Below are 22,731 nucleotides of genomic sequence, written 5' to 3'. Positions count from 1 at the left end.
TGTCCCCGATCGGCCTTACGCCCAGTCGGTTGCACGGGAACAATGGGAATCAGGAAACAAGGAGGGACAAATGGGCGCTGCAGTTCCCGAGCCGCTTAGCGCAGAGGCGGAGCGGGCCGTCATCAACCTACACCGCAGCATGGCTGCCCTTGGTGCCGCCGTTTTAGCGGTGAACGTGCCGGTCAGCCCTCAGATGGCCAGCGGCGTCCAGGCGACCGAGAACGCTTGGCGGGAAATCGAAGCAGAGTTCGGCTTCCTCAACGGCGTTGAAGTCGCCGGGCTCCTCGGCTCGCGCTCCAGCAACCCGACCGAATACGCAACGGACAAGCGGCGTGCCGGGAAGCTGATCGGCGTCCGCCGCCGCAACGCCTTCGTCTATCCGGGATTCCAGTTCGACCGCACGGAGGGGCAAGTCCTGCCGGTCATTCCCGAGCTGCTGAAGGTCGCCGAGAAGTACGACAAAACTCCGGAAGGTTTGACCCAATGGCTGTGCGCTCCCACCGGGCAACTCGACGGAGACCGACCCGTCGAGCATCTCCACGAACCAGGCATGGTCCTTGAGGCGGCGGAGAACCACTACGGCGTCGAGTGGTAACCGGACCAAAGGGTGTCTTCTTGGATAGTTAGCTGCCTATGCCGCGGATCTATTTCCTTCGGGAAGTTCTTCCAGCAGCTCGTTGAGGGCCGTGATGCTGGCATCATTCAGGTCGTTTAGCTCACCGTCGTCGGTGTAGCCGCCGGTGATGAGGATGTTCCCGACGATGTAGTCCTCCGGGGAGATGGACTCGAACCACCAGGCCAGCGTGGACGCCCGCTCGTTCAGTTCGAAGTCGCGCAGCTTGCCGTCCTCGGCGAGGATCATCAGGGCGTTGAGGCCGCGGATGCTGATGATCTGGAAGTCGCTGCCGACAGCACTGTAGAGCGATTCGACGTCCTCATTGATTTCCTCGACGCGGATCGGTTCGGACCGATCGGTGGGAATGACTGCCGCACGCCTGGCTACTCCTTCAGTGGTTGTCTGGGACCCATGTGTACGGAGTGGCCGGTCAGCGTCTCCGCTTCGAGGGCTTCACGATGACCACCGGATGCTCTGGCACCGGGATCGTTGAGGACCGCTGGAACACCTTCCGGCCGTTCCGGAACCTCTTCATCCTCGGGTCGACCGGCTCGAGACCTGCCAGCAGCTGCTCGAACAACTCGATTGCTCTCTCCGTTGTGAGCGTTCCCGCGTACGGGTCGCCGGTCACGCCGGAGATTGAGGCGTAGGCGACTTCGTTCGATGGATGCCGGGCCAGGACGCTGTCCCTGCGACTGTTCAGGTTCATCAGGGCAATCTGGTAGTCGAATGACCAGCGCTCGTACTTCCCGCGCCGGAGGGCCCGGCGATGCTTGTATCGACTGAGCCTGTCGCGCCCGGCCATTCCCCGGATGTCCGGGTATCCGACCGTCAGCGACGCGCAGTCGTGGCGGAAACGGAAGTAGAAGTAGCGGCGGCCGATGCGCCCATTGCCCTGGACGGGTACGAACCCGTGGAAGCCTGTGTCGAAACGCAGTCCCTGGTCCTGATACTTGGCTTCCAGACCCGCAAGCAGCGGCCCCTGATCATCGTTCGTGCGTGGGAATCTGCGGACGAATGATTTCGAAGATGGCATGGAAGACATGTGTGCGGAGTGCGGTAAGACCATCACCACCGACGGTACAAGGAAGGCCGCCACCCGTTTCCAGGTGGCGGCCTTCCAGGTGATAGCTAGGACAGGCTGTTCATGATGTTCCAGCCGCTTCCGGCCTGAACACGGCCGAGCCAGCCGCCCTTACCGTTGCCCTTATAGAGCCACAGTGCGCCGGCCTTGTCGCGGGCCAGGACATCGACGTTGCCGTCGCCGTTGAAGTCACCGGGGGTGACGAGGGCGGTGAAACCCTGCCAGCCGGAGCCTATCGACGCCTTGCCGAGCCAGCCGCCCTTGCCGTTGCCCTTGTAGAGGGAGAGTGCACCGCGGGAGTCGCGGGTCATTACGTCGGCGTTGCCGTCGCCGTTGAAGTCACCCGAACCATGGATGGCGTTGAAGCCGTTCCAGCCGGAGCCGATTGTGGTTTTGCCGAGCCAGCCGCCCTTGCCGTTGCCCTTGTAGAGCCACAGTGCGCCGGTCGTCGAGCGAGCCATCACGTCAACGTTGCCGTCGCCGCTGAAGTCACCCGGAGTGGTCAGATCAGTGAAACCCTGCCACCCGGAACCAATGGTCACCCGGGTCTTCCAGCCACCTTGGCCGTTGCCTGGGTAGAGGTGGAAGCCGCCGCGGGAGTCGCGGCCGATGACGTCAGGGTTTCCGTCGCCGTTGAAGTCACCGGGCGTCAGGATCGCGGTGAAGCCCTGCCAGCCGGAGCCGACCTGGACGCGTCCGAGCCATCCGCCCTTGCCGTTGCCCTTGTAGAGCCACAGCTTGCCTGCCGTATCGCGGGCCAGGACATCAGTCGTCCCGTCGCCGTTGAAATCATTCGACGCTGGCTGTGTGATAAGTCCGGCAACAGGTGCAGTTGCGGCCGAGGTCTTGTTGGCGGTGGTGTAGCCCTCCTTGGTTCCGGTGACCCGCACGGCGATTTTTTTGCCAGAGTCAGCATCAGTGAGCGCATACTGGACGGCTGTTGCTCCGCCGATGACTGTTCCGTCGCGCAGCCACTGGTAGGACAGGTTGGTTCCGGTTGTCCAGGTGCCCGGCGATGCCGTCAGCAGCTCGCCGACCTTCGCGGTACCGCTGATCGTCGGGGTAGGCGCAGTCAAGGTCCCCGCAGTTACAGGCGAGGATGCGCTGCTGGTTGCGGTTGCTGGCTGGTAGTTAGTGAAGTCCACGGTTACGCGAACGCTAACGACGAAGCCTCGGTCCTCTGGTGTGAGGGTGTATTTGTATGCTGTTGCTCCCTCTATCGGGATTGAACCACGCAGCCACAGGTAGGTGATCCCTGGTTCATTGGGGTCTGAGTACCCAAGGTCGGCGGAGAGTGTGTTGCCAACAGAGGGTGTGCCGCCGACAGTCAGTGGCGGCATCTGATACGGCGCCTCCTGTATCGCTACGGTCTCTTTGGTGGTCACACTCACATCGGCGTATCCCTGCTTGGAAGCCACGTACCTGACGCTTAGCTTCGCGCCGATGTCGGGGATGCGAGCAACGTACTGCGACCCGGTGGCGCCTGAAATCGGGGTTCCGTTGCGGAGCCACTGTCGCGACAGCGTAACGGGAGCGGGCCCCCAATTGCCGTCGTCAACGGTGAGTGTTCCGGCGAGCACGAAGTTGCCGGAGATGACGGGTGTGCCGGGGGTGATCGTCCCGGCACTGATCGGCGAGGTTGGCACGGTTCCGCGGGACACCGTGGTGTAACCGGCTTTGGCTCCGGTGACGGATCCTCCAATCGATTTTCCGACGTCTTCGGTCGTCAATGTGTAGCTGGTTGACGTGGCGCCCGGGATTGGGGTTCCGTCTCGAAGCCAGGAGTAAGTCAACGCAACGGGAGCCGGCCCCCAGGCACCGGGGGTCATCTTGAGCGTGGTTCCTACAACAAAGTCTCCGTCGGAGCCGAAAGCAGGGAATGGAGCGTTCAGTGTTCCGGGCTGGACAGCCGCGGTGCGGTTGGATTCGACGGTGACCGGTTCGAAGTCGGGCTTCGTCCCTGTGGCCTTTACCCAGAGCACCTGCCCAACGTCAGCCGGCTGAACCAGATAGTTGATTCCGGTTGCCCCAGCAATGGGGTTGTTGCCGCGCATCCACTGCAAGGCCACCTCGACGATAGCTGGCTCCCACACGGTCGAGGAGTATGTGAGGGTTTCACCGACGGCCGCATTCCCGTTGACTGTGACAATTCCCGGCTCAATGCTGGGCGCCGGTGCCGGAGGAAGCTCACCGGCGACGGCTGCTGCCACCGCCGCAGGCGCGTTGACGATGCCCGTACCGCAGGGGTACCAGCAGCTGTTGACCTGCTTGGTGGTGCCCTTCAGGAGTTCTTCAATCTTCGCCGGTGTCAGCGTCGGGTTGGCCGAGACCATGAGGGCGGCCAGACCTGCGACGTGAGGTGTCGCCATCGAGGTGCCCTGCATGAAGGCGTAGGAGCTTCCGCCGTCGATGGGTGCCTGTGAGCCGGTGTTGACGGTGGAAAGGACCGTCCCTTCGCCGCCGTACTGGTCGTCTCCGCCGGGTGCGCTCACATCGACCGGGGTGCCCCAGTTGGAGTAGTACGCCGCGTCTCCGGTGGGTCCGGTTGCGCCGACGGTGATGACGTTGTTGCAGCTGGCCGGTGAGTAGAACGCTGTGTCTTCGGCTGCGTTTCCTGCTGCTGCGATCACGACGCTGCCGCGAGAGACGGCTGCGTTGATGGCGTTCTGGTAGCTGATCGAGCAGGCACTCTTCCCGCCGAGGCTCAGGTTGATGACCTTGGCCGGGTTCGCGTTTGCCGGTACGTTCGCCACCGTGCCGCCGGAAGCCCAGGTGATGCCGTCGATGATGTCGGAGATGTAGCCGCTTCCGCAGCGTCCCAGCGCCCGGATCGGGATGACCTTGGCCGATGGTGCTACGCCGGCGATGCCTGCACCGTTGTTGGTGGCGGCCGCAATGGTTCCGGCCACATGGGAGCCATGCCAGGAGGAGTCGTCAGCGGCACAGTTGATGCCGTCGCCGTAGGTTCCTTCGTCACGCGGGTTGGAGTCGCGGCCGCCGCCGTCACGAGCCATGGCAGGGTCTGACATCATGTCGTAGCCGGGGAGGATGTTCGCGTCCAGATCCTCGTGGGCGACGATGCCGGAATCGATGACGGCTACGACGACACCAGCACCCGTGGAGGTATCCCAGGCCGGCTGGACGTCCAGCCCGTGAGGGACCTGGGTGTAATGCCACTGGTAGTCGTAGAACGGGTCGTTCGGAGCGACCGCCAGGGCTGACGCCAGGGTATCCACCTCGGCGTATTCGATAGCAGGGTTGGCTTCAAGGTCGGTGATGAACTCGTCCGCCTGGTCTGCGTTCAGCTCCGCGCCGGTCTGCACAACGTTGGCGCCGGTGCTGATGGTGCGAAGTTCTTTGACGCTGACACCGAGGTCCTTGGCTGCCACCCCGAACGCTTTGCCGCGGGCGGCCGACGTGGCGCCGGCTGTCTCCTTGAACTTCACGATGAAGCGGTCCGTCGGCAGCTGTTCCGGAGCCGTGCGGACCGTGTTGTCCACCTTCGGCTCGGGCAGCTCCTCGGCCGACGCCGGCACAGCGAAGAGGGTGGAGGTTAGGAGGGCTGAAATGGTTGCGGTGACTGCAGCGCTAGACAGGCGCGGTCGGCTCATGGTCGTCCTAGTGGTGAAAACCCGGTGCGACGGGCGACGGGAGCGCCCAGTTGCATCCCCCGCAGGTAGCCTATCTGAGAGACGACGGACGAAGTGATGCTCCGGGTCACCCGGCTTGTTGTCGGTGGAAAGGCTCATACAAGTAAACATGCGTAGACGCCAGAAAGGACTTCCGGGTGCACCGTCGGTCGCATGCAATAGCCGGGAAGTCTTTGCTCAGAGGATGCATCACCCGAGCACCCCTTGCCGTGTGCCAATTCACCACTGGCTGCCGGTCAGCAGACCATCCTACGGCGGGGGCGCTACTGCATATCCGTGTTGAGCCATCGTGCGACATCTTCGAACGCGCACAGGGCGGACAGAAGTTCCTCGCCGACAAGCATCCAGTCGTGCATTTCCAGGATGTAGTCCTTCCAGCTTTTGGGCCGGTGGGCAACGGGTGGCGTAAACAGCCAGGGCGCGAACCATCGGAGTTAGTTGCTGGGCCGGCCGGAGTGAGGTCAGCAGGTGTGCGTGGGCGGCGTTCGCGAGCTCCTCTTGGGAGGGCTGCGGGAGGGTCTGGGCCGGCTCTGAAAACGGGGGCTGGAGCAGTCAGCGTGATGGCCGGCTCCGAGTACTGGGGAGAGTGAACTGGGACCCGTTCAGATGAGCGGGAGCACCCCGGCGGCACCGAAACCAAGGTCTTGGGCCTGTCCGACCTGTCCGACCACTGTCCGACCAGGTGGTCGGACACCAACTTCCGCGCCGTTACTGGCCAAAAGGGGGTATATATCTATCTGTCCGACCAGTCCGACTTAAGTTAAGTACCTCTACACGCAAGGGACTCATATATAGGAGCTCTCCCTCCTCAGAGGTATATATACCCTTCCTCTCTTAAGTGTCCTGTTTTCCTCGCGGTCTGGTCGGACACGGCCGTTTTTCGACCCGAAAAGGGCCTCTGACTAGGCATTATGCTGTCCGACCACGACGCCGTTTTTGGTGGCCGGCGGTCGGACACGGTCGGACACAACAGCCCAAAAACCCCGTTTTCGGGTGTTTCAAGGCCCAAAACGCATCTCCTCCTCGCCTATCGTTTATCGATAAGAAGCATTGGAGGGGCCGTTTTTGGCCAGGATTCGAGTTACCGTCGAGACATCGGGGCACCCGGACAGACGTGATTATGACTTATTGCCGACGCTCCCGAGGGCCTCAAAGCATGGGAAAGGGCCGCTTCGAAGAGGAACGGCCCTTCAAAAAGCAGTTGCTGAAGCACCTTCAGGCGGCCCTGGCGAGGTCCAGAACCGGCAATAACCAGTCCATCCGGTTCTCTCGGGAGGCGGTCCGGCGAGGGGTCTGGACGTGGCCGTTGTACTCCTGATCGACCACCACATGAGTCCACGACGACGAATGCGCGCCGGTCATTTCGGGCTTGTCATCAACCGGGATATTGGCCCTCAAGAGGTCTTGTCATGGGTCAGAATCAGCCCCTATCCCACCCCTCACCAAACAGCCCTTGGATGCTCGAGATCCTGCCCGGTGCGCGAACATCAAGTAGATCACTGCAACAGCGGTACGAAATGATGTACGTCTCATCCATTATCCGCGCGACAACGATCTCAACGGGTAGAACCGCGAGTTCCAGATTGCATCCGCCGTCACGAAGGCAACCGTATAGAAGGCGGTGAACTGAAGCTCGAGAACGGCTCCGGTTCTTGATCGAGAGCCTGCCTGTACTCGGGGCGAGCCGACGCGACTCCCCCAGTGTGGCGGCGTCTCGATTGCTCCGTCAATACGCCATATCTGTCAACACGCCGAGAAGAAGAGAGAATGATATGAATCAAGCGGAAAAGCTTCTGGTTGCCAGATATGTCGTCACCCTGTGTGACCCCTTGGTCGACTTGGAATCCCGGACCGAGACCGAAAAGGCGATCGCGGATCTGGCCAGCACCGACCCACATTGGCTCGCCGCCTGGGCTTCCGGCCTACTATCGGACATCGTCCGTTCCCTGGACCCGGACGACCCGTGGCGCAATCTGAAGCAATCTGACCAGGGCGTCCTCCATCCGGATGGAAGCCCCTTCGGGTCGTATGTTGATGCGACCGATGTCGTTCACGCAAACACCGATGATCTACGTTCGGACTTGGGTCTTGTCGCGGTGGAAAAGCGCCTCTCCCCGGACGCCGCAACCCTCATCGCTGTCGCCAACCAGGGCTGGAGTAAAACCTTGGTCTGGATGCGCGCGAACATGATCTCGGACGCCGCTCTGTCGTCGGAGGAAGCGAAGAAGTTCTACGCCACGATTAATTCCGCGCTGCGCTGGGCCACATACCGTCGCCGGCTCTTCGTGGGCTTCGATGACCACTTCGTTCCTGTCTTCGGTGTGGAGTGGACGAACCGCGCCTACAAAATCCTTAGCGGTGAATCGTGGGATGAAGCCCGCGCCGCACGTTCCCTGCTCCAGGCTTGCGTCCCGCCAGGGTCATACGCACAGTTCACCTAACCCATGTGGCGGATGCCCCGCCTCTTTCCCCGCACACTTGTCATCTCAAGCAATACCGCTAATAAGCGTGATGCGTCACTGGGTGACCGTCCTGTCCGGGGGCTTGCAGCGATCTGGACTTACAATCTTGCTCCCTCCGCATTCGTCCCACTCCGACGACAGTCATCTCCACCAATCGCTCTGGGCCGCCTTGCGAAGTGAATCCACACGCGGATGTTCGGCCCGCGGTCGAGCGAAGTGCCGATCAACTCGCCGTCGCGATCGACGCAGACCTCCCTGGGAGGAAGACCACACTCCTAGCCGATCAGCTCAGCGAACCCAAGACACTCGTCCTCCTTCATCAGCTCGAGTATGCAGACAGCTCCGAGCTGCTCCATCTGTACCGCTCCTTGCCGAGCAACGTGGCCTGTTGGCGTCCAATCTGACCATCACCTCCCACCGGCGTCAGCATCCGCCCCATCGGTCTCGCCGTCTGGCGGCGGGCTCCCGGTGAATAGAGGAATACATGACGCCGCACACATGGTGGCCATGTCACGATCCACCATGAAGCCCGCACCCGCCCCGAAGAAGACGAGCCGCTTCCAGGTCGTCGTCACCCTCGTCCTCGTTTCGGTCCTCGCGACCAGTCTGCTCTCGGCGTTCACGGCTTTCTGATCGGTTACACTCGCTGGCAGTGCGCGAGGGCTCGCGTGGATCGGGGGATCATGACGGACACACCGCACGACGGCAAACTCCAGGGCGTCAAACGGCAGGACATCACACCAGCAGGATCATTTGCAGCGGTTGTGCTCTGCATCCTGGCCGTCGTGGTGTGCGCGCTGCCTGCCGCCATGGTTGGTGTAGCGATCGGCGACTTCCCGAGCCGGATGGTTTGCCCGCCGGGCTTCTATGCCAATGGCTGCGATGAAGGCTATCTCCTCCTGACCGGGATCTTCTTCCTTGTCCTGTTCATTCCGTGCACGCTGATGAGCTTGTGGTTGACGCTCTGCTGCCGCTGGCATAAGACACCGCTGATGAAGTGGCTGTCCTTCGCCGCACAGGTCGGGCTCACTTTGCTGATCGTGGCTGTGTACGCGGTCTCCGTGCTGCTGGATCCCCACGCGTACATTTGAGCCAAGCAGAAACGAGTTCAAGACGACGATGACCATGAAGGAATCAGCACAGCCTGCTACCCCCGAGCCGACACCGGGATCGCCCCTCATCGCGCTGTATCGTGCCGCGCTGGTGATCGCTTCCGTGTTCGTCGGCATCCTGCTGCCGTTGTACTTCCACCTCGAGATGCTCAGGAGTTCGTTCGCGTTCTTCGGCACGACGCTGCCGGCCCGGTCCGCTGAACTTGTCTTCCAGTACAAGCTGGACCTCGGCGTGTGCCTGGTCGTCCAGCTGGGGATCACCGTCCTTGCCTTCGTCGAAGACCGCCGCCGCCGTTACCCGCTCGGCCGTGCCTGGGCGGTCGCGTGTTCCATCGCCGCTGTCGCCCTGTTCCTGTTCGGCCTCCCCTTCGACTGAAAGCTGCCATGAGCCAACACCATTCATCTGAAGCGACGCCGGAGGATCCGCACCGTCACACGTCCGGTGTATCAAGCGTGCGGTCGGCGACGACCGAACCAAATGCGCCACGATCGATCTACCGCACCGTGCTCATCGTCGGGTCACTGATCCTGGGCCTTGCTGCGCCCCTGGTCCTGCTTGCCATCAGCTACATGCAGTCGACCAGCTTCCTCGGCGCTCTACCCAACGGATCTTCAGGAGAACTCGAAGCACTTAGATTTAATCTCGGCGTGTGCTTTTTCGCGCAAGTCATCGTCGTCGTCCTTGCCCTCATTGAAGGTGCCCGCCGCCGATTCCGCGCCGGGCTAGCGACGGCCATCTTCATGGCACTCCTGAGCGCCGCGTTCTTCTGGTTCAGTTTCCAGCTTCGCTACGTGTGAAGACACGACCGAGCCCGCTCTGCTGGGTCGGTGTTGTCCGGCGGTAGCCGCGGTCACGGGTGTCGGTTGGTGGCCGGTGGTGGATGGGCATAGAAGACGACTCGGGGCTGGCGCCCCTCGTCCTTCATGTGTTCCGTGATGTTCCCGTCGTGTTTTTCGATGTGGTTCTGTTCCCGTCATGATGCTCGTTGTGCTCCTGCCCTTCGTGCGCTGCGCGCCCTTGGGCGGTGTGTGTTGTGGCCGCGGCGCGGCCGGCGGCAGGTCGCCGACGTCGCGCTGACTTCCTCGTGACCGGTACGTGCCCTGGGCGCTGCGCGCGGGCGGTGTGTCCCGCCGGGTCGCTTTCACCTTCGTTCGCCGCGCTCTCTGCAATTTCCGCTTTCCCGGCTGTTCGGGTGCCTATCTTTTGTCCGTCTGCGCCGCTGCGCGGCTTGTCTCTTCTCGCTGTTCGTCTCCCGACATATGGTCGATGTGTCTTGCAGGGGCTGCGCCCCGCGGACGGGGATGCACATGGCCGGTAGTTGGTTTCCGGCTGAACGAGTTCAGTCTGCGTGTGAAACCTTGATGACATCTGGTCTCTGGCTGCGCCGCGGTCACGCTATCGTCCTGGCGTTCTGCATCGGGGTGCTGTCCAGTGATGCGCTGCGCGCTGCGGGAACGTGGACCATCCGTTCTGATGGACGATTCGGCAGTATGCGGGACCCGTCATGATTTCCAGGGCGGCGCCCACTCCGCGAAGCGATTTGCTGGCAGTTGCACAGCGAATCGTTCCCCATGAATTGCAGCCGTATGATCCATACCGCCGCCCGCAGGGCACCCACCAAAGAATCCTCAACGCTGAACATCCCAGCCACGGTCTAAAGGCCCGCCGCCGGGCGCCACCGGTCTCTCATCTGCACGTTTAGTCTTGGACCGACAAGTCAGCATTAAGTGATGACGGACTGTGCTGCGTCAGTAGCAAAATCTTCACCGGAGACAATCACAACGACAGCTTCACAGCAGACAGAAAGAGTGACGGTCAGAAGCGTGGCGAAGACCCCATCGAAAAGATCCCGTACCTGTGGCGGCATCCGGTGACCCGGCACCGATGATTCCGGGCGGGGAGGAGCAACGCTTCGCAGCGCCAGACACCCGTAATCTCCGGCCTGATGCGAGCACCCGTGCTCCCGTTATCTACGCATGTTCCTAGATATGGAACACATCATCTACGAGCTGGCCCGCACCGACAGGGGCGGGACCACGCCGGTTGCGCTCAGCAGGCGGCCCCTCACCTCCGCCTCCCCCGCAGGCTTCGCTGGCCACAACATCTCCCATACCTATCCATCGCTTGCTCCGCCTTTCGACGTCAGTTCGTCCTCCTCAGGAGTCGGTACGAAGCACTGGCCCAAGTTACAGAACGCCGTGTCAGGGGTCACCGTATGAGCTCCAGCGCTGTACCGACTCGCAGGTCCGGTGGCGATGCAGTGCACGCCGAACTGGTTCCATCTGCCTGCACTGATGATGAACTCGCCATGCACTCGCGACGTGATCCGTACTGGGATCAGCTCTGGGCTCCTGGCGCGCAAGCGCTCTGGGCTAATGGCGGCATGTCGAGGAAGTTCAACCGGGAGAACGGCGGGCGCGTCAACAACAGGCTTCTTATGGACGAGGAAGAGGCGATGCGCTACCTCACCTCAAACCGGAGCCGAGGACCACGTCAGGCACTGTGGGGTGTTGTCGATTCCTGGCGTACCGTGTCCGCCGAGCAGGCTGCCGCGATCTGCGGGTACAAGCTCCTGCTGGACCCGAACTTCTCTCAAGTCGCTGCATCCTTCGCGATGAACATCTTGGACATCGGCACATTCTTGAGTCCGCTGAAGACGCAGTCACGTCTTGGACGGACGAGCCTCTACAGACCGAGCGACTCCAATGTCTTCGAGAAGGAAATGAAGGACACTTTGACCTGGCCGGAGTGGCTGTCAGTCACCGGTAGTTACCCGTGGAAAGCCGGCGGCCAATACGACCGCCACAATGTTCTCTCGACAGAGCTTGCCCTCCGCGCCGCAGAGTTTCTTCCCATCGGGACAATTCTCGGCGAGAAGTTCTCGACCGTTGACCTGCTCGCAGGATCGGGGTTGGGAAAGAAGGTTAAGAAGCCTGACAACCGCAGCGCCGATGGCACCATCGTGCGGTCTGACGGCATGCGTGTGGCCTTTGAGCTAACCGCGTCGGCGACCAAGGGCTTCGAGAGCAAGATCCGGCGATGGGCGCAGATCATCAGCGAGCGTCCCCTGGAAACCTCCGGACTCACAGTCGTCTTTGTCGCGGCCCCGCATACCAATCACTCCGTGCGTGTGGGCACCGATCCACGCCAGGAAATCTACCGGCGCCTTGCCAAAGTCCTGCGCGAGTTCCCCGGCACCGGCAAGGACTCCCCCGCCGCCCGCATCGGTGTTGCCTCCTGGAGTGAATGGTTTCCGGCGCGGCACGAGATGAGCGAAGCGTTCTTCAGTCTCCGGGCCGACTTCGCGATCAACGACGCCAAGGGGTCGGACCGATGGGCAACTCGGAGTCTTCTCGACATGGAGTTCATGCCCTGGCATACCTTCGACGCGACCGCTGTCATCGAGAACTCCAAACTACTGACGGCCACGCCGCACTGGCTGCGGAAGGGTGAACACACCCACCTGATCGGTACACCCATGGACCGGGCAGGAGTTACGGTTCCGCACCCGGCGCCAGCCCGGCCCGAGCTGTCGAAAGGCCGCCCGCTGGGGGCCGGAGTCGGCGTCGCGGGGGACGCGCAATTACCTGACCGACTGCGCATCAACGGCCTTTGACGGCAGCTGCGCCCCTTTGAGGCAATGGACGGCAACAGGACCCATGACTACTCCAACCACCCAGGAGCCTGAAAATGTCTGGATCTCTCGCTACATGGTGACCTTGTGCGACCCACTAATCGGTTCCGATTCCCGAATCGAAATTGAACAGCAAGCTACCACCACTATTTGGCGGTTTGGGGCGCGGGATTTTTAGCTGACGTCGTCCGCTCACTCGGCCCGAATTACCCATGGCGGAAGCTCACCGCGTCAGTCGATGGTGCAACAAAGATCGATGAAACCCCGTTTGAGACCGATGCAGGGCTAGTTGTGATGTCCAACCTTCGTCAGAGCGCCCTTCGTGGTCATTCCATGATTATGATTCTTCAGACGACCTACTTCGAGCGCTCGCCTTAACCTATGAATTTCATGTGTCTTGCGGGCTGCCACGTTCTCAGCCTTCTCGGCTGCAAGCAGCGCGCGCCAACAATCAGGCTTCCCCGCTTACTGGCTCTTGCAACTTGAATCGCAGGGTACGGTCGCCTTGTGCGTACCGAGATTAATGTAAAGTTTTTGATACATAGTAAGAAACGTAAGTCGAGGATGGAGCGTCATGGCGACGTCGATTGAGCCCACGGTCGCCTCGTGGGCCGAAAAGCAAATAAGCACTTTCGGTTGGCAGCACGGACCCCAGCAGAATGGTCGCAACCTTGACGCCCGTGTGGATGACGCCTTAAGGAACGCGCCTACTAAATCCGGCGGCGATGGGGTGAATAAGCCCGACCACGTCATCATTCTCGACGACGGCGCGGTTCGCATCCCGGTGCTTTGTGAATGGAAGGGAACCAAGGGCGCGTTCCGAGACAAGAAGGTTGTGACACTACGGGACGCTGGCGGTTATCTACGCTACGGAGCCTCGGGCATCGACCGTTACGCCAGTCTTGGCGCCTCATACTACGCGAGCCGTGTCGTCGGCCCTACGGGCCACTCGCGCGCGTTAGCCCTGGCCGTCAACGGGTACTTCAAGGCCAACTCCGACCTTGGCCCTTTTTTTGAAGTTGCCCTGTACGTCGTTAGCAAGGACGACACTGAGAAGGTCATGTGGGTCGGTGACTACAAGGACCTCTCATTCCTCAAGAAGGAGAACTTGAAGTCCCTCCTCCAAGAGATCGAGGACGCCCTCGATCCCGAGACCGCCAAGCTCCGCAAAGCCAACAAGACTGAGTCGCTTGACGAAGCACTCAAGCGCCTTAACGAGTTTCTTCACGCCGAGCACGGTATCGTGCCGTCCCACCGAGTCAACGTCATATCGGCGCTAATGATCGCTTCCCTAGGTGTTCAGGACTCCAGCGGCGGAGTGCTGGTCAAGCCGTTAGTCGACGAGGACCTCTATGGAGGCAAGGGCAACGGGGCAGATGGCGCGATCATCCTCGCCCGCGTCGAGGACTACCTCAAGCAGCGCACGCCGAAGCTGCCGCAGGACAAACAGCAGTCGGTACTCAACGCGCTGCGGCCGACCTTGCTCGACTCCTCTCTGAGTGCCAAGAAGAAGACCGGCATGTCGGCGCTCAAGGCAGCCTTCCACATTGTCTCCCACGGCTTACTGCCGCACTATCACGACGATCGGGCCATAGATTTTGCAGGGAAGCTCTTCAATGAAATGTACGCTTGGATCGACGTGCCGGACTCCGGCGCGAACGACGTTGTACTCACTCCAAAGCGCACGACCGACCTTATGGTCCAACTCACGCGGGTCAACTCCGACTCCTACGTATGGGACTGGACGCTAGGCACCGGCGCATTCCTCGTCTCAGCAATGAATGTAATGATGGCCGACGCGCGTGAGCGCTACCAGGGCGATGCTCTGCGGAAGAAGGAAAACCAGATCAAGGTTGAGCAACTGCTTGGCATTGAGAAGTTGGGCTCAATCTACGTTCTCGCTGTGTTGAATATGATCCTCATGGGTGATGGCTCATCCAACATCATCCACGGAGACTCGCACGTCTACGACGGCATGTACCAAGAGCGCGAAGGACGCCAGCGTGAATACTTCCCGGCGACCGCCCTCGTGCTCAATCCTCCGTATTCAGCCCCAGGCAATGGACTCATCTTCGTAAAGGAAGCATTCACCATGATGAACGCGCGCCGCACGGGTGAGTACGGCGCCGTCATCATTCAGGATTCAGCGGGCTCCGGCAAGGCCGCCGACTACTGCAAAGACATCCTTAGGGGCTCGACGCTTGAAGCATCGATCAAGATGCCCGATGATCTCTTCATCGGCAAGTCGGGCGTGCAGACGTCGATCTACGTATTCAAGGTCGGCATGCCGCATCCAAAGGACCATTTGGTCAAATTCATCGACTTGCGCAACGACGGCTACAAACGTTTTAACCGCAAGAAGGTCAAAAATCCAAGCATCAATCTGCGCCCAGTGGACCACCCGGACGAGCGTTACGCCGAGGTCGCTGCCATAGTCACCGGGCGCAAGTACGACACCAACTACTATCCCCTCGGCGAGTACTACTTTGAGGACACCATCGACCCGACCGCGGGGAACGATTGGAACTTCGACCAACACATCAAGATCGACACAAAACCGACATTCGACGACTTTCGCCAGACTGTCGCCGACTATCAGGCATGGGAAGTCGACCGAGTCCTAAAAGGTGAATTCCCCGAGGCCGACAGCCGGTTGATGCAGGCTGACTTGGAGGCTTTTCACACATTGACCGAGAAAGAAGAAGCGGCTCTTCGCGAGTTCCACACGCGAGAGTTCGTCGATTTTCCGATCGGCGGCGAGGACGGCTTGTTCACTTTGATCAACAACCCGCAACTCGATCAGCGCAATTTTACCTTCGGGCCGAACAGTGAGTACCCCTACTTCACACGCACCGTGTACAACAACGGAATTCTGGGCTACGTCGATTACCTGAATGAGAAAAATCTCATCCCGGGGAACAGCTTGGCGGTGGGAATGATAGCTATGCGGTTCTTTTACATGGAGCATGACTTCTACGCGGGCCAGTTCACTAAGACGGCCTTGCCGACAAAGGCCGTCCTGAACAAGAAGACCGCACAGTACTTCATAACCTGCCTCAACCGGTTCCAGCGCCTTCACCAAGGCATGTTGGTCCGGGACTTCGCATCGACGTTCCATAACTCGAAAATCCCCCTGCCGGCAACGCTAGACGGAGCGCCTGACTACGAATGGATCGAGTCCTTTGTGGCTGCTCTTCAGAAGATCGCCACCAGCAACCTTGCGGATGAATTTGCGCAACGACTCAGCGCGACGCGGCACATCATGGGTCTTGCAGAGTAGCCCATGAATGCCAAGGAGCTTGGCCTGGCCATCCGGACCGCCCGAAAGAAACGCGGATGGTCCCAGACTGACCTCGCCGCGCGGGCTGGTATCTCTCGTCCGACTGTCGCCCGCGCCGAGGCCGGACGAGAAATTTCAACGGCCACCCTGGCGAAGATTGCTCGGGCATTGGAACTTAAGATGGAGCTCGAGCCGACTCATAAGTCCTAGGCGGGTGCTCGACCAGAGCTCGAGTACTTCTGGTGAATCTTTCTCAGCGGAGCAGCAATCTACCTCGCCCTCTTCAACGACAGCGAAGCTTATACGCTCCTGCTCTTCATCACCGGAGCGTCCTACTGGTGCTGTGTCCCTTCTGGGCTGAGTACTTCGTCAACGTCCGCTCGATCTCGGTACGAGAGGCTGTCCCGCTGACCGTGGTCTCCTTCGCATAAGGCGTGGGGCACATCCCCGTTCTATGCGCCCTGACATTGACGGCCGTTAGGCTTCCTGGGCCGGGTCGAGGTTGACGTCCCCAGCATCGACGATCGGGGTCACCAGCTCCGGCGCCACGCCCCGCCTGTACCGCTCGTTGATGAAGATGGTCAGCGTTCGCATAGTGTGCTCGTGCTGGATAACCGCCAGTTCCTGCGTCTGCTTCTTGGCTGCACGGCGTCCGCGGAAAGCAATCGTGTTGGGCTGGCTGCAGGATTTGCAAGCTCCGCCATGCCCGGTAGCTACGGTGCCTGGGGCCCGCTCACGGCTCATGCCCCGGGGTCGCATCGGTCTGCCGCACTCCTTGTTTTTACAGGACCGGTACTTCGATAGATAGGAGGCCATTCGAAAGGCTTTCAATGATCGGAGGGCTCTGGGGATCAAACTGCATCTGGGGATAAACAGCGTTCGGCGGAGGCTCCGTAGTCGCGCTCTTGGCGCACAAGTATTCGATGCGGCTGCTGTGCAACACTGTCATGTCTTCTGCTGTGCGGAGCTGACCTTGAAGAATGGTAGCGCAAAAAACTGACCAGGTGGAACATCGAAAACGGGTCCTTGCCTACTCCGAGCCGGCGACTCACGACCGGTTTCTTCAGTCTTACAAGCTAGAGGTTGGCGGACACCGCCGAAACCCCTGTTCCGGACTTCGACACGCCGCGCGTAACTGTCTTACATGTCGTCTCACCCGTACAGTCTCACAAGCCCTTGAGGACTGAGTGAGACAACCGCCGTGCTTTCCCAACTAATCGAACATGTGTTCTATATTTGATGAGTGGGCCAGAACAAGCGCTACGGTGCCGCGCACGTGGACAGGTGGATCGAGGGATGGATCCTCCGCGAAGAGCCCATGATGCTCACTCCCATTGAGATCGACCTCGAGAACCACCCGCCGACGGACTTTCCGATACCACGCAGGGTCAACGTTTGGATCAGATACCCCACCAAGGCCGTGCGTCTCAAAGCGCATGCCCTCGCCTGGAACAACCGGGCAGTGAAAATCCGCTTCCTTGAACCCACCATCAAGACCGAGCGCGAAGGCTGGGTGTGGGCCAATGCCGTAACTCCGGAAAAGCCCTCATAGGCGGCGCAAACAACTATCGCGAACCTGCAATAGTTGACAGATATGCGTCGGCATCAGCGCACATCGGTCAATATCCCTGTTCCGAGATCCGAGCTCACAATGCTCACACAAACACCGAACAGATGGTGTTCGAGGTGCAACCGGCGAAACTGGGCTCGACAAGTAAATATATCGCTGTGAACAGATTTATTTTGGGGGACCCCCGCCGTAACCTGTTCACATGGTCGAGCAGATACATGCAGCGGAGCACGGGGACTGGCAGATCCGCACCGCCAGCGGAACGATTTACCGCTTTGAGGCCTCGGCTGCCGGTTCATTCCTGACCCGGTATGCGCAAATCATGGCGACCACTCCCGAGTACCACCACTTGCCGGTGTATGACATGAGAAAGGACGGCGAGCCGATTCCCGTCCTCGCGTTCTCCGGAGTGCAGCTCGGCGAGGAGATTCTCTTCACACTGCAGCTCAGAAGCGACGGTGTTGAAACAATTCGTCGTACTACTCCGGCGGTTGGTATCGATGTCTGGGAGAGCGAGCCAACACCTGAGGAGCTACCGTACCGGTCTCCTCGTCGGCCGTGGGTTCCGGCCGAAATAAGGATCATCGAGCTATGACTGGTCGGCCCGCCAACGCATTGGTTGAGAAGGGCAGCCCATTTTACGACGTCGTTGGGCTGGCGGCCTGGCTGGGTCTCACTCGCCAGGAGATCCAAGAGCAGCGGGAAGCGAGAACACTCCTCGGTTGCCCTACGGCCGAAGGTGAGCTCATCTACCCGGTCTGGCAGTTCCAGGGAAACGGCGAGTTACTGGCGGGGCTATCCCCCGTTCTCAAGGTGCTGTCCGAGGGTACGGATGACAGTTGGACGTGGGTGCTGTGGCTTCAGACCGCCGTTCCGGGTGAACTGGATGGCAAGACGGTGACGGAGTGGCTGCGCGACGGAGGGGACGTTGAGCCGGTTCTCCAGCTTGCTGCTAACGATGCTGCAGCGTGGGCAACATGACGAGCCGGCACGCCGCTAGGCGCAGATCTGGGAGCGAGCGGGACGAGGAGGCGGTGCGCATCTACGCCGCAAGGCTCAGGATAACGACCGACCGCAAGCTCGGCAAGGAGACACCCGACTGGGTGAAAGAGCTAGCTGCCAGGCCGATTCCTGCACCTGAGAATGTTGACGAGACCGTGCGTATCTACGCGGCTAGGCTCAGGGTGACAACAGACCGCAAGCTCGGCAAAGAGACGCCTGATTGGGTGAAAGAGCTGGCTGCCACACGCCTCTGACGTGAATCGGATCGGAGCATGAATGCCGCCTCAGAACCAGCAATCCTGGTGAGCCAAGCCAAGTCTCGCCTGTCCTGAGATGCCACCCGCGGGCTTCGGCGCCAGCGGCCTGTAGCAGATCGAATGCCGGGAGGATGCGAGTCGTTCGCGGACCATGGCATGAAGGTCAGCCTTCAAGACTGTAATCCGCTGCTGCAGAGCTTCAGAGTTGAGCCGGTCCTTCACCTCTTCACCTCTTCACCTCTTCACCTCTTCACCTCTGACGATGCAGCCTGGCGGAAGCCGTACGGCGGATTAGGAAGTAGCGGGTGAGGTCCTTGTGTTAGCGACTCCACAGAGGGTGCCGTCCTCGGTGCGGACAATCGCGATTCGATTAGGCGTCCCATCCAAACTCACATCGGCAGCAGTCGGGAAGCGCATCAGGCTTCAGGATGGCGGTGAACTGCGCGCCAGCACCTACTTTGGAGGAGCTACGAGGTCCCGGAGTCCTCAACTCTCGAAGTCACGGCGTCCCGAACTCACGGAGCCTCGATGTCCCGGTGCCCCGATGCCCCGATGCCCCGGTGCCCCGAACTCACGAACTCAGCGGGGCGCGCGAGGGGTGTCCTTTATCGACATAAGGCAGGTTCACCCGTTCCAGCCGCCCTCAAGATAGCTGGTTACCGCGGCTGAAACATCGTGCCAGCGATTCTCACGGATGGCGGTCAGCGGAGTGCCTTCATCCAGGCGGGGGTTGCCGCAGATGAACCAGTTGCGAGCCGCATCCTCGCCTTCATCAGCTGCGAGAAGAGCCCAGTGCTCGTGCGCGAACCGAAGGCGCTGCGCAGACTCCGGGCAAGGCTCCGGGCCGTCAGGCTGCGCCCACTGCGCCGGTAGCTCTCGCTCCCTGGTCCCGGATAACGACGCGACCAGGGTTGGGCCAAGCACCGCAACGAGCGCCCGCGCGACCTGGTGAATGTCCGTACGCTCGGTCATAGCGTGTGTGCCTCGTTTCTCGTCATGGTCACCAAGTAACGCAGCATAAGGCAAGTTCTAACTCCTCCACACCGGCGAAACCCGCCGACCCGAGAGATCACTATTGGCTGCTCCCCATGAATGCCTCCAAGGTTGCTCGGTGGTCCTCCACCCGCTCTGGTCGCTGGATGTAGCTGCGTTCCGTTACGGCCAAGCTGGAGTGCCCAAGAACGGATCGCGCAGCTTCCGCACCGACCTCTAGAGCCAGGATAGTAGCTACGGTTCTCCTGAAGGTGTGAGGGGTGACGTCGAGATTCAATTTCAGGCCTGCTTCCTGCAGTGCGCTTCGGAATGACCGGCGTACCGAAGAAGGCTGGCGGAATGTGCCCTTGTTCGACCAGAACACGGCGTTTGCGAGGTTGTTCTCAGGGGAGGCAATCCGGCGCCGTAGCAACATGTCTACTACGAACCGCGGAATTGGAATCTCGCGGTAACCGCTCATGGACTTTGGCTTTGCCTGACGGTACTTCGGGCCTTTCCGTGGCTCGACGATGGTGCCGGTTATAAAAACAGTGGGCACCGGACCTTCCAGATTTACGTCAGTCCAACGGAGAGCGAGGGCTTCTCCAATCCGGACTCCGGTCGCCGCCAGCAAGTCAACGATGTCCGTCAAAGCGCCGTCGTTGGCCGGACCGAACAATCCCGGGGATGCCCGCCACTCACGAACAGCTTTGCGCACATCATGCATGGAAGAGGCATCGAGCGCCTGGGGCGACGTCCGCTTCCTCTTGGATGGATTTACGTGGGACTGCCCCCGGTTTTGTTGACTCCTTGACCTAGCGAGCTTGTGCTCGTGGAAGGATGTTGACCATGCCCACGGCTTATGGGGCGGAGTTCCGCCAGGATGTTATTGATGTGGCCCGGAAGGGCGAGGCCCCGCTAACTCAAATAGCGAAGGATTTCGGGCTGTCGGTCACGACGTTGAAGCGCTGGATGGCGATAGCTGATCGGAAGGATGCAGGCGCTGGTCCGGCGGTTGCGGAGTCCGCGGAGATGCGGGATCTGAAGAAACGCAACCGTTTATTGGAGCAGGAGAACGAGATCCTGCGTCGTGCCGCCGCCTACCTGGCGAGGGACATCAACCCAAAATGACGTACCCGCTGGTCACGGATCTTGCCGCCGAAGGGATTCCCGTGGCGGTGACCTGCAGGGTGTTGAAGTTCAGCAAGCAAGGCTATTACCGGTGGAGAGCCAACCCGGTGACCGACCGGGACTGGTCGGACGCCCACCTGATCAATGCCGCCCTGGACATTCACGCCGACGACCCGGCGTTCGGGTACCGGTTCATCGCCGACGAACTCCCAGAAAAGGGCGTCACAGCCGGCGAGAACAGGGTCCAGCGCCTGTGCCGGGACCATGGCATCTGGTCGGTGTTCTCCAAGAAACGAGGCCTGAACCGCAAGCCCGGGCCACCGGTTCATGATGACCTGGTGGAACGGGACTTCGCCGCTACAGCACCGAACGAACTGTGGCTCACGGACATCACCGAGCACCCCACCACCGAGGGCAAGCTCTACCTCTGCGCGGTGAAAGACGTCTACTCCGGCAGGATCGTTGGCTACTCGATGGACGCCCGCATGAAATCATCGCTGGCAGTCGCGGCGTTGGAGAACGCCGTACGGGCACGCCGCCCTGCAGGGACAGTGGTGCATTCCGATCGCGGTTCCCAGTTCCGGTCGCGCCGTTTCGTGGAATCACTGCGTCATCACGGGCTGACCGGTTCGATGGGCCGGGTCGGCGCGTGCGCGGATAACGCCGCCATGGAATCGTTTTTCTCGCTGCTGCAGAAGAACGTCCTTGACCGTCAACGCTGGCTCACACGGCAGGATCTGCGCCTCGCCATCACGACATGGATCGAGCGGTCTTACCACCGCCGACGCCGGCAGCGGCGTCTGGGGAAACTCACGCCAGTCGAATATGAAACAATCAACCGGTCCGCGCTCACCGCGGCCTAAGACCCCGAGTCAACTAAAGCCGGGGCAGTCCCCGTTGTTGATGGGGTTGTACGGAATGGTTTCGTCTTGGACCGCGACGTTGAGGATGCCCTTGAGCACTACGCGTGTCAACCGGGCTCGGGTAAGGCCAGTTCCTCCGTCAACCAGCTCCTCGAGGAAACTTGCGCACACCTTGGTCCCAACGTCGGCCACCTTCAACCCCCCGAGAGCGGGGTAGATGTGGTTGCGGTAGGTGGATCTGTACTGATCGAAGGTCTGACGGCGGATCCCGGCCTGGTATGCCGGCAGTAATTCGTCGCCCTTCGGGCCAACTTTCACGGGTGCGGGTTCAATGGCTTTGAACCAGCGTTCGGCCAGCTGACTGATGGTGGGGATGGCCTGATCGAGCGCTACTTGTTCCGCCTGGTCCCACAGCCGAACTCGAGCCGCAGCGGCCTCTTCGACAGCGCGAATCGCGATCGCCTTGGTGCGCCCCGTCCGCTTGATAACGCGAGTGAGACCGTCCTGATCACCGAACCGGGCCCATGCCTGCCACTGGCCCTTGCCGCTCTGCTGCGCGCCCGGTGTTCCCAACTCGCCCTTACCCAATCGATTCCGGCCCATCAGACAGCTGCCTTGAAAGATTCGTACCAGGTCAGGAACTGCGCTTCGTCATACCGCACGATGCCATGGAGTCGCATCGCGGGCGGTCCGATCCCTGAGGAGTGCCAATTAGCGAGCGTTTTCGGTGCCACCCCGAGGATCCTGGCGACATCGCTTCTGGTGAGGACTTTCACTACTGCAGACTCATGCTGCGTCATATTTTCATTCATGGGCACCATGTGTGCGGCGCCAAGAGGAACCCTAACCGCACCGGTGCTGGCCAAAACGTTCCTTAAACGTCCCCTGAACAAGTTGAACCGCATGACAAAACCCCTCCTACTGGTGTTTTGCCTAGTCAGAGGGGTCTAGTGGAGCCCCCTGTCGGATTCGAACCGACGACCCCCGCTTTACAAGAGCGGTGCTCTGGCCAACTGAGCTAAGGAGGCGGACTGGCTGAGCCAGCGGGCGCCGTCGTCGTTATCCAAATTCAACAGCGCTAGACAAGGTTAGCCCAG

Annotated in this window: 24 protein-coding genes and 1 tRNA gene; 15 read left to right on the top strand and 10 right to left on the bottom strand. The window is 60.8% G+C overall.

All coding sequences use genetic code 11. The features are described from left to right. The first annotated feature begins 70 nt into the window (after window positions 1-70). Window positions 71-595, top strand: a complete 525-nt coding sequence (locus AC1MBU_RS04645) for a hypothetical protein (protein WP_479788912.1) — start codon at window positions 71-73, stop codon at window positions 593-595. A gap of 36 nt (window positions 596-631) precedes the next feature. On the opposite strand, the gene AC1MBU_RS04640 is transcribed toward AC1MBU_RS04645, so the two are convergent. The 4 genes from AC1MBU_RS04640 to AC1MBU_RS04625 form a co-directional block, all read right to left on the bottom strand. Then, entirely contained in the window at window positions 632-943 is a 312-nt protein-coding gene (locus AC1MBU_RS04640; protein WP_479789717.1) for a DUF3846 domain-containing protein, read from the bottom strand. A 103-nt stretch (window positions 944-1,046) separates the two neighbouring features. Then, window positions 1,047-1,652: a hypothetical protein gene (locus AC1MBU_RS04635; RefSeq protein WP_479788910.1), complete on the bottom strand. Its 606-nt coding sequence runs from the start codon at window positions 1,650-1,652 to the stop codon at window positions 1,047-1,049. 95 nt (window positions 1,653-1,747) lie between these two features. Next, window positions 1,748-5,311, bottom strand: coding sequence for a S8 family serine peptidase (locus tag AC1MBU_RS04630; RefSeq protein WP_479788908.1), 3,564 nt, complete (start codon window positions 5,309-5,311; stop codon window positions 1,748-1,750). Window positions 5,312-6,565: 1,254 nt separating this feature from the next. Next, entirely contained in the window at window positions 6,566-6,748 is a 183-nt protein-coding gene (locus AC1MBU_RS04625; protein WP_479788906.1) for a hypothetical protein, read from the bottom strand. 374 nt (window positions 6,749-7,122) lie between these two features. Between AC1MBU_RS04625 and AC1MBU_RS04620 the strand changes: the two genes are divergently transcribed. The 9 genes from AC1MBU_RS04620 to AC1MBU_RS04580 all read left to right on the top strand — a co-directional run bounded on the left by AC1MBU_RS04620 (window position 7,123) and on the right by AC1MBU_RS04580 (window position 16,049). Beyond that, complete coding sequence (locus AC1MBU_RS04620; RefSeq protein WP_479788904.1) at window positions 7,123-7,791, top strand: hypothetical protein; 669 nt, start codon at window positions 7,123-7,125, stop codon at window positions 7,789-7,791. Between the two features lie 528 nt (window positions 7,792-8,319). After that, a complete protein-coding gene (locus AC1MBU_RS04615; protein WP_479788902.1) occupies window positions 8,320-8,445 on the top strand; it encodes a hypothetical protein in 126 nt (41 codons plus the stop codon). A 50-nt stretch (window positions 8,446-8,495) separates the two neighbouring features. Further along, on the top strand, window positions 8,496-8,903 hold the full coding sequence (locus AC1MBU_RS04610) for a hypothetical protein (RefSeq protein WP_479788900.1): 408 nt from the start codon (window positions 8,496-8,498) through the stop codon (window positions 8,901-8,903). 34 nt (window positions 8,904-8,937) lie between these two features. Then, window positions 8,938-9,300 carry a hypothetical protein gene (locus AC1MBU_RS04605; RefSeq protein WP_479788898.1) on the top strand — a complete coding sequence of 121 codons (363 nt, stop codon included), beginning with the start codon at window positions 8,938-8,940 and terminating at the stop codon, window positions 9,298-9,300. Window positions 9,301-9,308: 8 nt separating this feature from the next. Then, complete coding sequence (locus tag AC1MBU_RS04600; RefSeq protein WP_479788897.1) at window positions 9,309-9,722, top strand: hypothetical protein; 414 nt, start codon at window positions 9,309-9,311, stop codon at window positions 9,720-9,722. A 1,191-nt stretch (window positions 9,723-10,913) separates the two neighbouring features. Continuing rightward, window positions 10,914-11,144, top strand: coding sequence for a hypothetical protein (locus tag AC1MBU_RS04595; RefSeq protein WP_479788895.1), 231 nt, complete (start codon window positions 10,914-10,916; stop codon window positions 11,142-11,144). Next, window positions 11,141-12,541: a hypothetical protein gene (locus AC1MBU_RS04590; RefSeq protein ID WP_479788893.1), complete on the top strand. Its 1,401-nt coding sequence runs from the start codon at window positions 11,141-11,143 to the stop codon at window positions 12,539-12,541. Before AC1MBU_RS04595 ends, AC1MBU_RS04590 begins: the two co-directional genes overlap by 4 nt. Window positions 12,542-13,133: 592 nt before the next feature. Then, the gene (locus tag AC1MBU_RS04585; RefSeq protein WP_479788891.1) at window positions 13,134-15,839 is read left to right on the top strand and encodes an N-6 DNA methylase; all 2,706 of its coding nucleotides are present in this window, start codon (window positions 13,134-13,136) and stop codon (window positions 15,837-15,839) included. A gap of 3 nt (window positions 15,840-15,842) precedes the next feature. After that, window positions 15,843-16,049: a helix-turn-helix transcriptional regulator gene (locus AC1MBU_RS04580; protein WP_479788887.1), complete on the top strand. Its 207-nt coding sequence runs from the start codon at window positions 15,843-15,845 to the stop codon at window positions 16,047-16,049. 267 nt (window positions 16,050-16,316) lie between these two features. Here AC1MBU_RS04580 and AC1MBU_RS04575 read toward each other — a convergent pair whose 3' ends face one another. Then, window positions 16,317-16,583, bottom strand: coding sequence for a hypothetical protein (locus tag AC1MBU_RS04575; protein ID WP_479788885.1), 267 nt, complete (start codon window positions 16,581-16,583; stop codon window positions 16,317-16,319). A 499-nt stretch (window positions 16,584-17,082) separates the two neighbouring features. Here AC1MBU_RS04575 and AC1MBU_RS04570 point away from each other — a divergent pair, with 499 nt between their 5' ends. From AC1MBU_RS04570 to AC1MBU_RS04555, 4 genes are all read left to right on the top strand, one after another. Continuing rightward, entirely contained in the window at window positions 17,083-17,391 is a 309-nt protein-coding gene (locus tag AC1MBU_RS04570; protein WP_479788883.1) for a hypothetical protein, read from the top strand. Window positions 17,392-17,611: 220 nt separating this feature from the next. Beyond that, window positions 17,612-18,004 carry a hypothetical protein gene (locus AC1MBU_RS04565; RefSeq protein WP_479788881.1) on the top strand — a complete coding sequence of 131 codons (393 nt, stop codon included), beginning with the start codon at window positions 17,612-17,614 and terminating at the stop codon, window positions 18,002-18,004. Next, window positions 18,001-18,390, top strand: coding sequence for a hypothetical protein (locus tag AC1MBU_RS04560; protein WP_479788879.1), 390 nt, complete (start codon window positions 18,001-18,003; stop codon window positions 18,388-18,390). The genes AC1MBU_RS04565 and AC1MBU_RS04560 overlap by 4 nt, the downstream gene beginning before the upstream one ends. Further along, window positions 18,387-18,665, top strand: a complete 279-nt coding sequence (locus AC1MBU_RS04555; protein ID WP_479788877.1) for a hypothetical protein — start codon at window positions 18,387-18,389, stop codon at window positions 18,663-18,665. Before AC1MBU_RS04560 ends, AC1MBU_RS04555 begins: the two co-directional genes overlap by 4 nt. A gap of 627 nt (window positions 18,666-19,292) precedes the next feature. Here AC1MBU_RS04555 and AC1MBU_RS04550 read toward each other — a convergent pair. Both AC1MBU_RS04550 and AC1MBU_RS04545 read right to left on the bottom strand, forming a co-directional pair. Continuing rightward, on the bottom strand, window positions 19,293-19,640 hold the full coding sequence (locus AC1MBU_RS04550; protein WP_479788875.1) for a hypothetical protein: 348 nt from the start codon (window positions 19,638-19,640) through the stop codon (window positions 19,293-19,295). 100 nt (window positions 19,641-19,740) lie between these two features. Continuing rightward, window positions 19,741-20,358 (bottom strand): site-specific integrase, encoded by a 618-nt coding sequence (locus AC1MBU_RS04545; RefSeq protein ID WP_479788873.1) that lies wholly within the window; start codon window positions 20,356-20,358, stop codon window positions 19,741-19,743. A 131-nt stretch (window positions 20,359-20,489) separates the two neighbouring features. Between AC1MBU_RS04545 and AC1MBU_RS04540 the strand changes: the two genes are divergently transcribed. Next, window positions 20,490-21,634, top strand: a protein-coding gene (locus tag AC1MBU_RS04540) for an IS3 family transposase (protein WP_479788025.1) whose coding sequence is annotated in 2 segments (ribosomal slippage) — window positions 20,490-20,766 and window positions 20,766-21,634 — 1,146 coding nt in all. Because the reading frame shifts where the segments join, the coding sequence is not laid out codon by codon here. 9 nt (window positions 21,635-21,643) lie between these two features. Here AC1MBU_RS04540 and AC1MBU_RS04535 read toward each other — a convergent pair. The 3 genes from AC1MBU_RS04535 to AC1MBU_RS04525 all read right to left on the bottom strand — a co-directional run bounded on the left by AC1MBU_RS04535 (window position 21,644) and on the right by AC1MBU_RS04525 (window position 22,662). Then, window positions 21,644-22,237, bottom strand: coding sequence for a tyrosine-type recombinase/integrase (locus AC1MBU_RS04535; RefSeq protein ID WP_479788871.1), 594 nt, complete (start codon window positions 22,235-22,237; stop codon window positions 21,644-21,646). Continuing rightward, window positions 22,237-22,434 (bottom strand): helix-turn-helix transcriptional regulator, encoded by a 198-nt coding sequence (locus AC1MBU_RS04530; protein WP_479788869.1) that lies wholly within the window; start codon window positions 22,432-22,434, stop codon window positions 22,237-22,239. Before AC1MBU_RS04530 ends, AC1MBU_RS04535 begins: the two co-directional genes overlap by 1 nt. Before the next feature lie 151 nt (window positions 22,435-22,585). After that, window positions 22,586-22,662 (bottom strand) — tRNA-Thr (locus AC1MBU_RS04525). Window positions 22,663-22,731 lie beyond the last annotated feature (69 nt).

The sequence above is a fragment of the Arthrobacter sp. PTI12 genome, assembly GCF_056679915.1.
The sequence above is the reverse complement of the archived record's forward strand: the minus strand, read 5'-3'. Positions and strand labels throughout refer to the sequence as shown.

Bases quoted from the DNA above. Each gene is read 5' to 3' on its own strand.
- AC1MBU_RS04645 (WP_479788912.1), top strand. From the start codon at position 71: ATGGGCGCTGCAGTTCCCGAGCCGCTTAGCGCAGAGGCGGAGCGGGCC.
- AC1MBU_RS04635 (WP_479788910.1), bottom strand. From the start codon at position 1,652: ATGCCATCTTCGAAATCATTCGTCCGCAGATTCCCACGCACGAACGAT.
- AC1MBU_RS04630 (WP_479788908.1), bottom strand. From the start codon at position 5,311: ATGAGCCGACCGCGCCTGTCTAGCGCTGCAGTCACCGCAACCATTTCA.
- AC1MBU_RS04620 (WP_479788904.1), top strand. From the start codon at position 7,123: ATGAATCAAGCGGAAAAGCTTCTGGTTGCCAGATATGTCGTCACCCTG.
- AC1MBU_RS04615 (WP_479788902.1), top strand. From the start codon at position 8,320: ATGTCACGATCCACCATGAAGCCCGCACCCGCCCCGAAGAAGACGAGC.
- AC1MBU_RS04610 (WP_479788900.1), top strand. From the start codon at position 8,496: ATGACGGACACACCGCACGACGGCAAACTCCAGGGCGTCAAACGGCAG.
- AC1MBU_RS04605 (WP_479788898.1), top strand. From the start codon at position 8,938: ATGAAGGAATCAGCACAGCCTGCTACCCCCGAGCCGACACCGGGATCG.
- AC1MBU_RS04600 (WP_479788897.1), top strand. From the start codon at position 9,309: ATGAGCCAACACCATTCATCTGAAGCGACGCCGGAGGATCCGCACCGT.
- AC1MBU_RS04595 (WP_479788895.1), top strand. From the start codon at position 10,914: ATGGAACACATCATCTACGAGCTGGCCCGCACCGACAGGGGCGGGACC.
- AC1MBU_RS04590 (WP_479788893.1), top strand. From the start codon at position 11,141: ATGAGCTCCAGCGCTGTACCGACTCGCAGGTCCGGTGGCGATGCAGTG.
- AC1MBU_RS04585 (WP_479788891.1), top strand. From the start codon at position 13,134: ATGGCGACGTCGATTGAGCCCACGGTCGCCTCGTGGGCCGAAAAGCAA.
- AC1MBU_RS04580 (WP_479788887.1), top strand. From the start codon at position 15,843: ATGAATGCCAAGGAGCTTGGCCTGGCCATCCGGACCGCCCGAAAGAAA.
- AC1MBU_RS04575 (WP_479788885.1), bottom strand. From the start codon at position 16,583: ATGAGCCGTGAGCGGGCCCCAGGCACCGTAGCTACCGGGCATGGCGGA.
- AC1MBU_RS04565 (WP_479788881.1), top strand. From the start codon at position 17,612: ATGGTCGAGCAGATACATGCAGCGGAGCACGGGGACTGGCAGATCCGC.
- AC1MBU_RS04560 (WP_479788879.1), top strand. From the start codon at position 18,001: ATGACTGGTCGGCCCGCCAACGCATTGGTTGAGAAGGGCAGCCCATTT.
- AC1MBU_RS04555 (WP_479788877.1), top strand. From the start codon at position 18,387: ATGACGAGCCGGCACGCCGCTAGGCGCAGATCTGGGAGCGAGCGGGAC.
- AC1MBU_RS04550 (WP_479788875.1), bottom strand. From the start codon at position 19,640: ATGACCGAGCGTACGGACATTCACCAGGTCGCGCGGGCGCTCGTTGCG.
- AC1MBU_RS04535 (WP_479788871.1), bottom strand. From the start codon at position 22,237: ATGGGCCGGAATCGATTGGGTAAGGGCGAGTTGGGAACACCGGGCGCG.
- AC1MBU_RS04530 (WP_479788869.1), bottom strand. From the start codon at position 22,434: ATGACGCAGCATGAGTCTGCAGTAGTGAAAGTCCTCACCAGAAGCGAT.